The 13,617-nt window shown below is 49.5% G+C and carries 8 protein-coding genes; all 8 read right to left on the bottom strand.

Annotated elements, in window-relative coordinates:
* Positions 1–416 precede the first annotated feature (416 nt).
* The gene (locus tag FJM74_RS14535) at positions 417–2,144 is read right to left on the bottom strand and encodes a glycoside hydrolase family 28 protein (RefSeq protein WP_187263345.1); all 1,728 of its coding nucleotides are present in this window, start codon (positions 2,142–2,144) and stop codon (positions 417–419) included.
* 61 nt (positions 2,145–2,205) lie between these two features.
* Positions 2,206–3,852: a T9SS type A sorting domain-containing protein gene (locus tag FJM74_RS14530; protein ID WP_317175563.1), complete on the bottom strand. Its 1,647-nt coding sequence runs from the start codon at positions 3,850–3,852 to the stop codon at positions 2,206–2,208.
* Between the two features lie 582 nt (positions 3,853–4,434).
* A complete protein-coding gene (locus tag FJM74_RS14525; protein WP_187263343.1) occupies positions 4,435–5,418 on the bottom strand; it encodes a pectinesterase family protein in 984 nt (327 codons plus the stop codon).
* A 6-nt stretch (positions 5,419–5,424) separates the two neighbouring features.
* The gene (locus tag FJM74_RS14520; protein ID WP_187263342.1) at positions 5,425–6,654 is read right to left on the bottom strand and encodes a glycoside hydrolase family 88/105 protein; all 1,230 of its coding nucleotides are present in this window, start codon (positions 6,652–6,654) and stop codon (positions 5,425–5,427) included.
* A 569-nt stretch (positions 6,655–7,223) separates the two neighbouring features.
* A complete protein-coding gene (locus tag FJM74_RS14515; RefSeq protein ID WP_206684047.1) occupies positions 7,224–8,597 on the bottom strand; it encodes a pectate lyase family protein in 1,374 nt (457 codons plus the stop codon).
* A gap of 65 nt (positions 8,598–8,662) precedes the next feature.
* Complete coding sequence (locus tag FJM74_RS14510) at positions 8,663–9,952, bottom strand: DUF4861 domain-containing protein (RefSeq protein ID WP_187263341.1); 1,290 nt, start codon at positions 9,950–9,952, stop codon at positions 8,663–8,665.
* A gap of 136 nt (positions 9,953–10,088) precedes the next feature.
* The gene (locus FJM74_RS14505) at positions 10,089–11,696 is read right to left on the bottom strand and encodes a DUF5123 domain-containing protein (RefSeq protein WP_187263340.1); all 1,608 of its coding nucleotides are present in this window, start codon (positions 11,694–11,696) and stop codon (positions 10,089–10,091) included.
* A 20-nt stretch (positions 11,697–11,716) separates the two neighbouring features.
* Positions 11,717–13,594, bottom strand: a complete 1,878-nt coding sequence (locus FJM74_RS14500) for a RagB/SusD family nutrient uptake outer membrane protein (protein WP_187263339.1) — start codon at positions 13,592–13,594, stop codon at positions 11,717–11,719.
* Positions 13,595–13,617: the final 23 nt, after the last annotated feature.

The raw sequence follows: 13,617 nt of genomic DNA, 5'->3' as shown, positions 1-13,617 counted from the left end.
AGTGCTCCTTTCATATGATCTTCAGAAATGATTACTGCTTATAAAGCTGCCAGAAAGCTTATCTACCATAATTTCTAATCTTGAATTTGGCGAAGCACTAATATCAAATCGTATGTAGTCTCTTCCATATGCTCACCCTTCTCTGTCATCCCAAAGGGACCTTGTGGGTGAGAGGCAAAGGCCATGGCTATTGGCATTTTTTCTGAATTGATGCACCTGGCTATCTCATCTGCCTGGCAGTTCCTGTAGGGGTATACTCCAATTAGCCAAAGCCTATGGATACCTCCTTCCAACGATTTGGGACAATAATTCATCTCCAAATCAAGAATTGGCTCATTAAAAAGCTGCTGTTGTTGCTGCTGTAGAATAAGTAACTACTGCGCATGAACCTGATATTCATGCGCAGTATTGTTCATTTACTCCATGGTAAGGGCTGCGTCGTTCAGGTCTTTCCCTTTTGATACCTGCTTCTGCATATCCTTAAAATCTTTGGCATCCAGCTTCACGTGTTGGGTCAGCGGACCGAGCACTTTTACTACCGGCTCTTTTGTCTCGTTGTACGTCAAGCCACTTACCTGTATATTTTTGCTGTTGTAGATCGTGAGGGCGGGGCCTTGCTCTGTTACCACCTGCACGTTCTTCAGCTCAATCCCGTCAGCATCCACAGCCGAAATCCCTTTTTTGGCTTTCAGCACGGCATTCTCCAGGCGCACGTTCTGCAGGTTCATCTCTGGCAAGCCCTGCAGGGCCAGCGCCTCGTCTGCACCCGATACCCGTATGTCTTTCATATAGATGTCTTTGAACGATGGTGTCTCTTTTGACACTGGCACTGGCTTGTCGTCACGGGCCTCGTCGTCGGCGCGCTGGTCTACTTCCAGTACGGGGGAGTTGCCGCCATAGAAAAGGTTAAAGCTGATGGCCTGGGTCGGGATGTTGATCATGTCGATGTTGGAGATGTAGATGTTCTCTACCAGGCCGCCTCGGCCGCGTGTGCTCTTAAAGCGCAGGCCGATGTCGGTGCCCATAAAGGTGCAGTTAGATACGTGCACGTTCCTTACGCCGCCCGACATCTCGCTGCCCACCACAAAGCCGCCATGCCCATGGTACACCACGTTGTTTTTCACGATCACGTTCTCGGTGGGCATGCCACGGTCGCGGCCGTCCTTGTCTTTGCCCGACTTAAAGCAGATGGCATCGTCGCCCACATCAAACGTATTGTTGTAGATGAGCACGTTTTTGCACGACTCCAGGTCTACGCCATCGCCGTTCTGGGAGTACCAGGGGTTGCGCACGTTCAGGTTGCGCAGTATCACGTTTTCGCTCATGAGTGGGTGCAGGTTCCAGGCAGGAGAGTTCTGGAAAGTAGGTCCGTCGAGCAATACTTTATTGCAGCTCACGATGCTTACCATTACAGGGCGCAGGTAGTCGCGCACGGCCTCGTACTCTTCTTTGGTATCGTAAAAAGGTACGTTGAAATTACTGCCGGGTGTGTCGCCTTTCTTCGCCATTTCAGTAGGGTACCACATTTGCCCGTCGTCGCTCAGCACGCCGCCTGACTGCACCTTGGCTTTCCACTGCGACTCGGTGAGCTTGCTTTTCTTCACGGTGCGCCAGGCATCGCCATTGCCGTCAAACGTACCCGGGCCGGTAATGGCAATGTTTTCCAGGTCTTTGCCGTAAATAGGCGAAATGCACCGGTAGGTATTCAGTCCCTCAAAGCTGGTTTCTATAACGGGGTAGTCATCAAAGTCTTTGCTGAAAATCACCAGGGCGCCAGCCTCAGCATGCAGGTTGATGTTGCTTTTGAGAATTATCGGGCCGGTGAGCCACATGCCACGCGGAATTATTACTTTGCCGCCCCCTTTGGCTGCCACCGCCTCTATGGCCTGCTCAAAGGCTTTTGTGTTTTTGGTCAGGCCATCGCCCACTGCTCCGAATTCAGTAATGCTTACAATGTTATCAGCAAAGCTTGGCTCCTGCACTCTGGGCATATCGAACTCCACGCCCTCGTACACATCAAAGGTATCGGCTACAGCCTTAGAAGTGGTAGCACCTCCGCTTTGCTGCTGACAGGAAGAAAGCAGGATACCTGCCAGGCCCACTAACACCACTAACCGGCTTGTTAATTTGTTTTTGATCATCATAAAATTTGTATTGGTAATCTGTAATTATAAGCTTGTACTGTATTACAAAATTTCTCTGATACTACTCCCGTATCAGCGCCACCCGTTTCACACTTGTTTCCTCCCCGATCCGGAGCGAGATAAAATACATACCGCTGGTGAGCTGGTTGCCGTTGGTGTCGGTGCCGTTCCAGTTTACAGAATAGGCGCCGGGTGTCAGTGGCTTGTTGAGCAGGGTAGCCACCTGCTTTCCGGTGATGTCTGACACGGTTACCTGCGCCTGCCCCTGCTGCTTGGTTACAAAGGCAAAGGTGGTGGCTACCGCAAAGGGGTTCGGGTACAGGTTTGCTTCGGCCAGCTGAGCGCCTTCCGGCGAGCTGGTGGTAGTGCCAGCCGCTACAATGGCGTGCAGGTATTTCTCCAGGTTGGTGTAGCCGTCGCCGTTAAAATCACCGTTTCGGTCGGCCGGGTTGTTAGGGTCCAGGCTATGCTCGGTTTCCCAGGCATCGGGCATGCCGTCGCGGTCGGTGTCGGCAGGGGCAGGCAGCGACTGCAGTTCCGGCCAGCCGCCCACATCGTTCTGAGAGTCGATAATGCCCTTGGTGCTTCCGTTGGATCCATTTGCCGTGAAGGTTTTGTTGCGCACGTTCTCGATTATCCGGAGATCAACGGCATCGCGCACCAGCGAGGCGCCTGTCTTTTCCAGCACCAGTTCATATGCCTCCTGTGCGGTATGGGTGGTTACGTTGCCCTCGATGGGGTGCGGCGCAGACATGCGCATGGCCTGCTTGTCGGCCTCGGGCACGGTGCCGTAGCTGCCATGGAACTGGTTGTACACGCCATAGGTCCAGTTATCGTTGGTGGCCCGTGTGCTACCCTCCACAAAATTGCCGTCTATAAAGAACTTGCCCCACCTATCGTACACCTCGGTGCCCTGGTTCTTGTTTTTGTCGATGGAGATGATGCGCTCGCCTTTGGAGGTTGCCGGGCCGGGTTTGTAGTAATTGTTCACGATGTTTACATTCATGGCTTCGCCGCCATACATGCTGTTGCCTCCCCAGTTAAAAATAATATTGTTGCGCACATCCGTCAGGTCGGTTAGCGCGAAGGCCTTGCCGGCTTCCTCGCCTAGCCGCGGGTTGCGGCTGTCGTGGTGGGCCAGCAGGTTGTGGTGAAACGAGGCGTACCGGCCTCCCCATACTCCGCCGTAGCCATGCGCTCCTTTGGCGTGGGCAGAGTTGCGAAGGCTCTCTGCAATCAGGCACCACTGCAGTGTAGTATTTTCATTGGCATAAAGAGACACGCATTCATCGGTAGACCAGCTCATGGAGCAATGGTCTATGATAATGTTTTTCCGGAACCTGGCCTCCAGCGCATCCGCCTCCTGGTTGGCCTCATCGCCCATCCTGAAGCGGAGGTAGCGGATAATCACATTGTCGGCATTAATCACGACAGGGTAATCTTTAATGGTAATGCCGTCTCCGGGAGCTGTCTGGCCAGCAATGGTGAGATTAGGGACAGTGATGCTCAACCGTGATTTAAGCGCAATAGTACCAGACACCCGAAAGACCACGGTTCTGGCACCGGCTGCCATCACGGCAGCCCTTAAACTACCTGCCCCGGAATCGTTGAGGTTGGTTACTTCTATAACGGAACCGCCTCTGCCGCCTGTCGTGAACCGGCCGAAACCTTCTGCCCCCGGAAAGGCCAGTTGCTGGGCGTGCAACATAGAACTCAGGCACAGAAAAATCAGCAGGACTGGTAAAATTGAATGAGTATAAAGCTTCATTTTTGAATGGGATGATCGTTAAAACAACAGCGATTTCGCCAGTGTTGATAAATTCCTGTTTAAGTAATTATTCTAATGAAATGGCCCCTCCAGAGCGTTTTGCGGCGGCTGTTCTTTCCAGCTAATAGATGCCAGAAGTTAGGCATTTATTGTCTGCATCAGAATTTTAGGATGGGCGGAATTCTTCAATATGATCTTCTGCGACTTCTTTATTCCGCACGCACTCTAACCAGTCAGATCCGTTGTTGAATATTCAAATTCCGCCGCTGGTGCGGGCTTGTAGCTCGTACCGCAATTTTCTAAGCCAGCGCATGGGTGAACTCAGTCTTATCCGAGCTGATATGCTTACGCGCTCATTATCAGTAAAATGAAAGCACGAGCCACAAGCCCGCACTGGCATAATGGCAATCAGCAACCAAATTATTCAAATGAAAATAGCCCTCCGGAGGCATTTTCGACTGCTGCTGGTACCGATATAAATTTGGCATCTCCCGGAGCCTTGCAGGTTTGGCCCGGCAGTAGCTACCTGGTAGCCGTGTAGGCCTTGCCCGGAACCCAGTCGCCGAAAATGTTCTCCAGGGAGTATTGCTTTGCCTCCTGCGCCGTGAGCTGCTTGGCCCATTTCACTCTTTTGCCTGTTGCTGCACCAGGGCCTTTGGAGTTGTACTCGGCATAGACGGTGGTTTTCTCTGCCTCCGGTTTGTTCCAGTTGTGCCAGCCCTCCGGTTTTATCTGCTTGTCCAGGTAGCAGCCGATAAAGGCGGTTTTGGCGTATGGCCTCCACGGGCGGCCCAGGTAATACGAATTGGCAGGGGCATCGCCGGTGATGCGGCAGTTCAGAAACACAAAACCAAAGGGAGTCTCTGGTGAGGTGGAGGCAGCCGTTACATAGCCACTCTCCTTTTTGCAGAAGATCTCACAGTCTTCAAACACAGCCGTTGACCAGCCGAAGATAAAATCTACGGTGCCTTCTATGTAGCAATTTCGGTAGTACTGCCGGCTCTTCTCGCCATGCGGGTAAAGCGTGTCCTGGAACCCCAGGAAGCGGCAGTTGGTAAACATCACGCGGTCGCCATCAATACGGACGGCAACGGCCTGCCCTACCGGACCGGAGGAGTTCTCGAAGGTGATGTTCTCCGCCGAAAAGTCATCGCCGAAAACAAAGAAGCTGGTGGAGCCGGTGGTGCCCATCTCCTCCCCGAAGCGGTTCTTTTTAGAGGCATAATCGTCGTGGGTCAGGATAGTGGAAGTCGCGTTCTCCCCTACCAGCCGCACATTGGTTTTAGTGGCTGCCAGTGTCAGTTTCTCTTTGTAAACGCCGTTCTTCACAAAGATCGTGGTGGGCTTCTTCCGGAAATCAGGAACAGCGTTAAACGCCTCCTGCACGGTCCGGAAATCGCCGGTACCGTCTTTTGCCACCACAAAATCGTGTTTCTGTGCCTGCACCTGCCAGGCGGCGAAGCACAGAAACACGAGCTGTAAGGCAATCTTTTTAATTATCTTCATAAAATATTATTTGGCAGCTGTTGTTGCCAGTTCTTCAAATTCGAGGGCAGCCATAATAAAAGGCGCCACCCCTTTCGGGTCGTTGGCGCGGCGGGGCTCGCTAATGTAGTATTCGTATGTTCCATCACGGTAAGGGGTTCCACCCAGACCTGCCACCGCACAGATATCGGTAATGCTAATGGTGCCGTCAGGCTCCTCCCGGATCAGGTTTTTAACCATACCATCAAATCCTTTTTCAGCAGTCTGCATATATTCCTGGCCAACGTAGCCATTCTTCACCGCCTTTACCAGAAAGTAGGTAAACATGGCTGAAGCAGAACCTTCGAGATAATTTCCTTCGCGGCTGCCCTGGTCCACCACCTGCCACCACAGGCCTGTCTCTGTGTCCTGGTACTGCTTTATGGCACCTGCCATTTTCTGCGTCACACGCAGTATGTCGGCTCTTTTCGGATGATCTTTCGGCATAAAGTCCAGCACATCGACCAGCGCCATGGCAAACCAGCCCATGGCACGTCCCCATACCTCCGGTGCTTTGCCAGTGACAGGATCGGCCCATTTCTGCTCCTTTTTCTCGTCCCAGGCGTGGTGGTAAAGGCCTTTTTCCTCGTTCCAGGCATATTTATCGATCAGGTAAATCTGGTTGGCCACGTCATCGAGCAGGGCCGGCTCGTTAAACTCTACTGCATACTGCGCCAGAAACGGGGAGCCCATGTACAGGCCATCGAGCCACATCTGGTGCGGATAGATTTTTTTGTGCCAGAAACCGCCTTCGGAGGTGCGCGGGTGGGTACGCATCTGGTCGCGCAGTTCCTCTACGGCCAGCTTGTACTTCTGCTCCCCGGTTTCTTTATAAAGTTCGATCAGGAACTTGCCCGGATTCACGCGGTCAATGTTGTAATCTGTCTTTTTATAGGTCATGATCGCACCCTGCTCATTGATCATGGTGTCGGCAAAGGCCTTGATGTAATTCAGGTATTTCTCGTTGCCGGTTCGTTCCCACACGCGTTCCAGGGCGCTGGCAAAAAGCCCTTGCGTGTAGTCCCATTTCGGTTCTTTCCTGAAGTCGATCATCCATCCTTTTGGGGTACGCTTCATCTCAGAGTCGGCCATCCAAACCGACCATGGTTTTTCGGCTGTCTGCTTTTCAGCGGTGGTGCTGTCGGCAGTGGTATTTCCGGTATTGCAGGCCGTGGCGAGCATCACCAGGAAAGAGAGCGCTACATGTTTTAATTTCATTAAGTTTAAAATTAGATTTTAAGATTATAACAGCATCTGCACTTTTACCGAAATACCCTGGTTTCGTAGGATCTTTCAGAGAAGCCATGGCTAATCAAATCAGGCCTGCCTGAGCTTTGCCGAATTAAGAAATATAATTGCGCGAGCGTCCTCGCAGTTGACAACCATTCCCAAGCCTCTGGCCACTTTGAAACTCCTTTGGAGGGGTAGTTAACTCCAAAAATTATAATGGTGCAGCACTACACACAGTACATTCAAGAAATTTGTGCCCGTTAAATTCAACAATCAGCCGTAGCATCAGTAAGGTTAAATAGCGGAATAGGCTATTTTTCATTAGAAGAATTAACCATCCACCGCCCCAAGACTTACTTTGATCGCAATTAGCAGTTTCAAATGCCTTCTATCTCATTTTGCCATATCAGCTTGCGTTGCAGTTCGGTTCTTCCTTTTTCAATTATTCGAATAGAAATTGCCCTCCAGAGACTTCTAATGCTGCCGACGAAGTGTATCAAGAGATATTATCTGATTTCACACAATCATAAACCTCTCAGCCATTTGCATCAGTAGTATTAGGCCTTCACCAGGCTGTTGAGATACACTTCGATATTGGTGTAATGCTGGTGCAGCGTGCGCTGTGCTGCGTCAGCGTTGCTATTTGGGTTCAGCTTATGCTTTTTCTCCCACTCGTCGGGCATGCCATCTTTGTCAGCATCTGCAGGAGCCGGGGTCGTTTTGAGTTCAGGCCAGCCGCCCACTTCGTTCTGCGAATCGATGATGCCGTTGTTCTTTTTGCCTGCCGATGGGTTTCCTGCTCTTACGTAGGCTACCACGCGGGTGTCAACAGCATCGCGCTTATGGCTTGCCCCTGCCTTGCTTAGCACCAGTTCGTATGCTTTGCCTGCCTCCTGCTCCACAATAGGCATTACTTTATGCGGGGTGGTTACTTTAGCAGAGTCCGGATGGTCGCCCTGCACGCCTCCCGCCCAGTTGTTTTGAGATATTGCGGGAGAGCCTTCCATGAAATTGCCTGCTATGTAAAACTCGCCATAAGGTCTCCAGATCTCTACTATCCTGTCTCTTTTAGAAGAGGCGGTAGCCGGCCCTGGCTTGTAGTAGTTATTCACCAAATTGTAGCGGCCTTTCTCGCCACCATACACACTGTTGGCTCCCCAGTTATAAATCACGTTGTTCCGGAAATCCACCAGCTCATCAGGAGAATTTCTGGTGGTGCTGGAGCCACTGAAGCGTGGTGTGCGGCTGGTGTGCGACACGATGAGGTTATGATGGAACGTTGCGCCTTCGCCCCCCCAGATGCCGCCGTAGCCGTGGTCGCCTTTGGCGTGCACAGACTGGTTCAGACTTTCGGAAACAATGCTCCACTGCAGGGTAAAGTTCTTGTTCTTGTAAAAGGAGGCGCATTCGTCTGTGGCCCAGCTCATGGAGCAGTGGTCAATAATTATGTTGTTCATCCCTTTGTTGGCCCCTACCGCATCTGCCTGTTGTGCTGTTTCGTCTCCAAGCCTGAAACGCAGGTAGCGCATAATTACATTGTCGGCTTTTATGCTAACCGGATAATTCTTCAGGCAAATGCCATCTCCCGGCGCCGATTGCCCTGCTATGGTCAGGTCGGGGTTGTTAATATCGAGCGGAGACTCCAGGGCGATGGTGCCGGAAACGGCGAACACAATAATGCGCGGCCCTTTTTTCCGGATGGCTTCCCGAAGACTACCCGGACCATTGTCGTTTAAATTGGTAACCACTACCACCTGGCCGCCACGACCTCCGGTAGCATGCTTCCCGAAGCCTTCAGCACCCGGAAAAGCAACTAATTCCTCTGCAGCATCTTGTAAAGCTACTTTAGAAGGCTGCTGGGCGCATCCAACGATACCCATTGACTGAAATACTATGCCTAAGAAAAGGCACTTGGCAAATCTTTTATTCATAAATTATGTAAGCTGACTTTGTTGGGCCTCTTGTTGTTACTTTAGATTACATTCTTTTCTGGCACTTAGCGTCCGGCAATCTTCACCTTTACCGGATTAGCCAGCTCCTTCGCTGTCTTATCCAGGTATTTCAGGAACTCCTCCTCGGTTTTAATGCCTTCGGGCTCCAGTTCCCAGGCAGCCAGGAAGTAGTATTCCAGTTTGCCGCCTGTTGGCGTGAGCTTCACAATATGGCTGTTCTCGTCTTTGGTGAACTCCTGGAAATCCTGCGGACGGAAAAGCACGGCAATCCCTAAATTATCGCCTGGGCCGTTGAGGCTTTGCTTGCCATAGCTGGCCACATAACCGTATTGGCTCTGGTCTCCTTTGCTGGTGTGAAGCTTTGCTTTTTTGTCGTTGATGATGCCGGTGCTCAGGTTCTGTGGCACGCCCCCCTTCAGGCTCACTTGGTGCTGCGTCAGGCGGCTGCCGGCGTGTATGTTGAGCCTGGAGTTTACATCCAGCACATGCCCGGCCACTTTCCAGCCATAGTAATCGGTCACGATAGAGGAGAACAGGTTGCCGTTCTCCCGGATCACGCTGATCATGCTATCGGTTTTCTCTACTCGGTTGGCTTTGCCGGCATCGAACATCGACAGTGTCCCTACCCCCAGCGATTTTCCTACTTTCAGCACATCCAGTCCCCAGTCCTGCAGCTCGTGGTACGAGTCATAACCATCCTGCCCCACGTTTTGCAGCACCATCTCGTTGGTTTTTTTGCCAAACACATCGGTGCCGTTGCGCCAGTCCAGGTAAAAGCGGTAGGCTACTTTATCCGATTCCCAGCCCGGACCTTCATAGCGGATATAAAAGGAGTGGTCCGTCACCTCATCGGGTACCCGCAACGAGTCCACATTCACAAATTTCTCCCCATTTATGTACTTGCGGTTCTGGAACTCACCGCCTACCTTGTGAGAAAGCTCGGCCTGCGTACGCTTCTTATAAGTGCGGGGCTTCTCACCGTTTGCGTTGTACCGGATGGTTAGCTTCCTCGGTTTTCCGGCTTCTAATTTATCCAGCACCAGCACTATGCCCTGGTGCTCATCTTTCCGGGTGTTGTACTGGCTGGCTATTTCCTTGTTGCTATCCAGCACCACAAAGGCTTTGGGGTTGAAGGATGGAACTGCTTTTACTATTTCGTCGGCTTTCAGAAAAACCATTACGTCCTGCCGCTCCTGCTTGAGCGGGTTCGAAACAGTAACTGAGAATGATTTTGGATAATCTTTTTTAAGATCTTGTGCCGTAACCTGCAGGTTGCATAAACCGATAACAAACAAGAGCTGCCAGGTAAACAAGGGCTTTAATATTTTGATCATAAAAATAATATTAGAAAAAGAGCTTCAGGAAAGATTGTGATTGTCTGGTATTATCTTTTGATCTGAATAATTCAGAATGTAGATGAAAATGAAAAAGTGCGGCCTCAAAGGCCACACTTTTTTAAGCTCAGAAAGACTATCTCCAGCGAGGGTCGCCGGCAGTATTTCTACCGCCAAAAGTCGCATCTTTAATTTTAAAATTAAGATTTTCTGGATTTTCAAACAAGGCGGTGGCAGGTTTACCGTACTCCAAAAGTCCTGGTATCTGATAGGTAGAGGCAATGGTATTATACCCTGAAGTAGAATATGTACCCATGGCATCTACATTGGCAGTTGCCCGGACCCCATGAATCGCGGCAGTTTCTTCTTCACCCGCTGCCCAGCCTGGCCCTAAAATAGAGTTGTAAATTTTCACGCCGTTGGTCACATTGTCAGCACCTGCGGTTCTATAATATGCCAGGTATCTCCCTGTTCTTAAAAACTTGTAGAAAGTACAATTCTCAATCACTACAGAATTTGAGTTTGATTTGCTAACAATGCCAACTTCAGTTCTGGCGAACGTGCTGTTCAGCAATCTGATATTATCTACTTTGCTCGCTTCATCGTCAATGGTAGTAATGCCATAGTTTGAAATACTATCTACAAGACATCCTTTAATGTTCAGGCTTGACACAGTGATTGGTCCTCTGAATCTAGTGATCCCTCTGAAGTTCTTGATAGTACAAGCTTCGAAGATGATGTTTCCAACGGTAGTCGCACCACTCACATTCGGATTCATTACATATCTCCCTGCGAAATCAGTTCCTCTTAAATTAAGATCTCTAAATTTCAAAGAATCCACGGTACTTCCAACTGCGAAGTTGAAATCACTGCTCATTATTACTTTTGCAACTGGCCCAAAACCTAAACCACTTACAATGGTTAAAGCTCCACTCACTACAGGCGTGGAAGTAATCGTATACGTCATGCCTCTTTCCAATACAATTACGCTACCTGCCGGTAAGTCTGATTGCAGTGTCTGCTGTAACAGTGTCGGGTCATTCTCCATACCTCTCAGGTCCACGATGTTGCTGCCTACCGCAAACACCTGTGCTGCTTTGGTTGTGTAATATTCCCAACCGCGTATTTCCTCACCGCTGTAGGCATAGATCACGTATGGAGTACCGGCAGTTAATCCGGTAACGAGCTTGAACTGGTTTGCCAAATCCTCCTCGGTCAGCTCTATTTCCTGGATAGGGCTTTGCCTATTATCCACCTTATATACCCTCAGGGCAGAAGCTGTAGCTCCACTGTTAGTCCATTTCACTAAAGCGGCAACATCAGTTACATCATTTACAGTAGGCACAGTCAAGATAGTCGGGAACTTAGCAGTCTTCATTTCGCCAAGGAATGACACACCAGAATTTTTGGCCGGGTCTCCAGCCAACGCCTGCACTTGCACCTGGTATAACATATCCCACTCCAGGTCATTAAATACTACATAGTTAGTATCTACCTGAGCAGAACGCTCTATTGTTTTAAACGTGTCGCGGCTGATCTCTACTTTATAGGCAATGGCACCTTTATTTTTCTGCCATGAAACTCCCAACCAGTTACCGCGCGACTCCATTACACCTTTTATTGTAGGCCTGAACAAACGATCAGGCCCCACTAGTTCTTCCTCCGGATCACATGCTGACAGGAGCAGCAGGGCTGAAACAAGCCCAAGGAGCACATTCTTTATGTTTAAAAATTTGCTATACATATCGCTATTCGCTTAATTCCTTAAAAATTGTATCCATTATTATTTAACACGCCCTGGCTGTTTATAACAGTCTCACTTGGAATTGGCAAAATATATGGCACAGGTGCTTGTCCTGTCGGATCTTGGTAGCCTCTCCAGTTATAGAGAATGTAGTTAGCCGGCTCCTGAGTAGTTGTATTAATATTGCCGAGCAACCAGGTTTGTCTGAAGTAGCCTTCCGGGTTATCGCCCACCGTTGGCGAGTCTTTCAAAGGAGGCGCAACTGCTAAGCTTCTGAATTTATTCAGAAATGTAATTCTTCCAGCTTCGTCTCTCTTATAATACAGGTAACGTGGGAGGTTAGCATACTGGCCTGATTGATTAAGGGCGTCAATGCCCATCTGAATCAGTGCCTGCTTAGTTTCCGCTACCTTCTCACCATACAGGTTCCAGCGAATAAGGTCGTACTTACGGATAGCCTCAGCTCCCAATTCCCAGGCTCTCTCATCAACAATTGCCTTGAAGAAAGCATCTTTGCCACCAGATACATTTGCAACATAGGCATCTACCTTAGTAGCCCATGCACTCCCTGGAAAGGCACGTTGGCGCACTTTCTTCAATGCCTCAATTGCTTCACCCGTAGGCCCATTGTTAAGTTCATTCTCTGTTTCTGCCAGCATCAGGAGCACATCTGCATAGCGCAATATAGGCCAGTTGATACCTGTACCTTTAGCCGAAGCGGCGCCTGGAGGAGTTGCTAACCATAACCTGTTCCACTTACCGGGAGCAATGGAAGATACTGCTACAGGTTGTTGAATCAAGTCTTTGTCATACATGATCAGCGAAGCAGTTGCATTCTGCCGTGTATCTAAGGTGTCAAACGAGTAGTAATAGTTTACTGTAAGGCTTGTGTAGTTAGAACCTGATCCGTACTTGTGCGCGTTTGCATCTGCCCCACCAGCATCTACTCTGATACCATGGTTCCAGGCTACATCCCCAAAGCCAGGATGGAAGGCTACCTCGTAGAGGATATCTCCTTCTACAGTAGGCACCGTAGGAGCATTTTCAAGGGGCGTAAGAACTGCCTGATTTCGGAATACCTGCGCAAAACTTGGGTTGAGCGTATGCGGCTTCAGGTCTCTTAGCTTTTTCGTATAAGTATTCGCTATTCTATAGTACTCCAGGTAATCATCATTCCGCTTCATGGTCATGTCCGGCTGAAGCGAATATCCTCCCCGGGTTAAGGCAATTCGTGCAATAAAGCCCATGATAAACTCCCGGTTCATACGCTCAATACCATACGGCACCTGAGCAGCCCACATCATGTTTGGTTCTACTTCAATCAAGTCCTGGATAATGAAGGAAAGGATTTCATACCTGCTTGTCCTTGGCTTATAAAAGTCGTCCCCTGCTTTTGTCGCTGTTACGGAAAAAGGAACATCTCCCCACAGGTTAACCAGGTAATAATACCAGAAAGCTCTCAATCCTTTTGCCTCCCCTAGCAGTTGGTGCATTGTTGGGTTGCCGTCTTTATAAAGTTGGCTGGCCTCAATGCCTTCAATTGCCTCATTTGCCCTGTTGATTGCCAAATAAGCATTGTTCCAAACAACTCTTACATCACTGTTTTGGTCTTTGGCTTCAAATGTCCATATATCTCTTCTACCATTATCTCCGGCAGAGCTGTTGGCTCCACCCATTTCAATGTCAGTGTTTCCCATGAAGTTGTTAGACAACCTGGAGGTGTAGGCATCCTGATTGAAAAGAGCATAAATGGCATTTACAGCTCTTGCCGCATCAGTTTCACTATTGAAAATATATTGCTGGGTAAAAGATGAAGGAGAAGTAGTATCTAAAAAATCTTCACACGAGGTGAACAAAAGTGCAAGCACAACTGCACTGTACCTAAATATCTTTTTCATTTTATTAAATGACTAAGTAGTTA

This window comes from Pontibacter beigongshangensis, from assembly GCF_014332515.1.
In the GTDB taxonomy this organism is placed as follows: Bacteria; Bacteroidota; Bacteroidia; order Cytophagales; family Hymenobacteraceae; genus Pontibacter; species Pontibacter beigongshangensis.
Note: the sequence above shows the minus strand (reverse complement) of the source record. Positions and strands in the feature narration are given on the sequence as shown.

Coding starts and splice junctions, on each gene's coding strand:
- FJM74_RS14535 (WP_187263345.1), bottom strand. CDS start 2,144: ATGATGATCAAAAACAAATTAACAAGCCGGTTAGTGGTGTTAGTGGGC.
- FJM74_RS14530 (WP_317175563.1), bottom strand. CDS start 3,852: ATGTTGCACGCCCAGCAACTGGCCTTTCCGGGGGCAGAAGGTTTCGGC.
- FJM74_RS14525 (WP_187263343.1), bottom strand. CDS start 5,418: ATGAAGATAATTAAAAAGATTGCCTTACAGCTCGTGTTTCTGTGCTTC.
- FJM74_RS14520 (WP_187263342.1), bottom strand. CDS start 6,654: ATGAAATTAAAACATGTAGCGCTCTCTTTCCTGGTGATGCTCGCCACG.
- FJM74_RS14515 (WP_206684047.1), bottom strand. CDS start 8,597: ATGAATAAAAGATTTGCCAAGTGCCTTTTCTTAGGCATAGTATTTCAG.
- FJM74_RS14510 (WP_187263341.1), bottom strand. CDS start 9,952: ATGATCAAAATATTAAAGCCCTTGTTTACCTGGCAGCTCTTGTTTGTT.
- FJM74_RS14505 (WP_187263340.1), bottom strand. CDS start 11,696: ATGTATAGCAAATTTTTAAACATAAAGAATGTGCTCCTTGGGCTTGTT.
- FJM74_RS14500 (WP_187263339.1), bottom strand. CDS start 13,594: ATGAAAAAGATATTTAGGTACAGTGCAGTTGTGCTTGCACTTTTGTTC.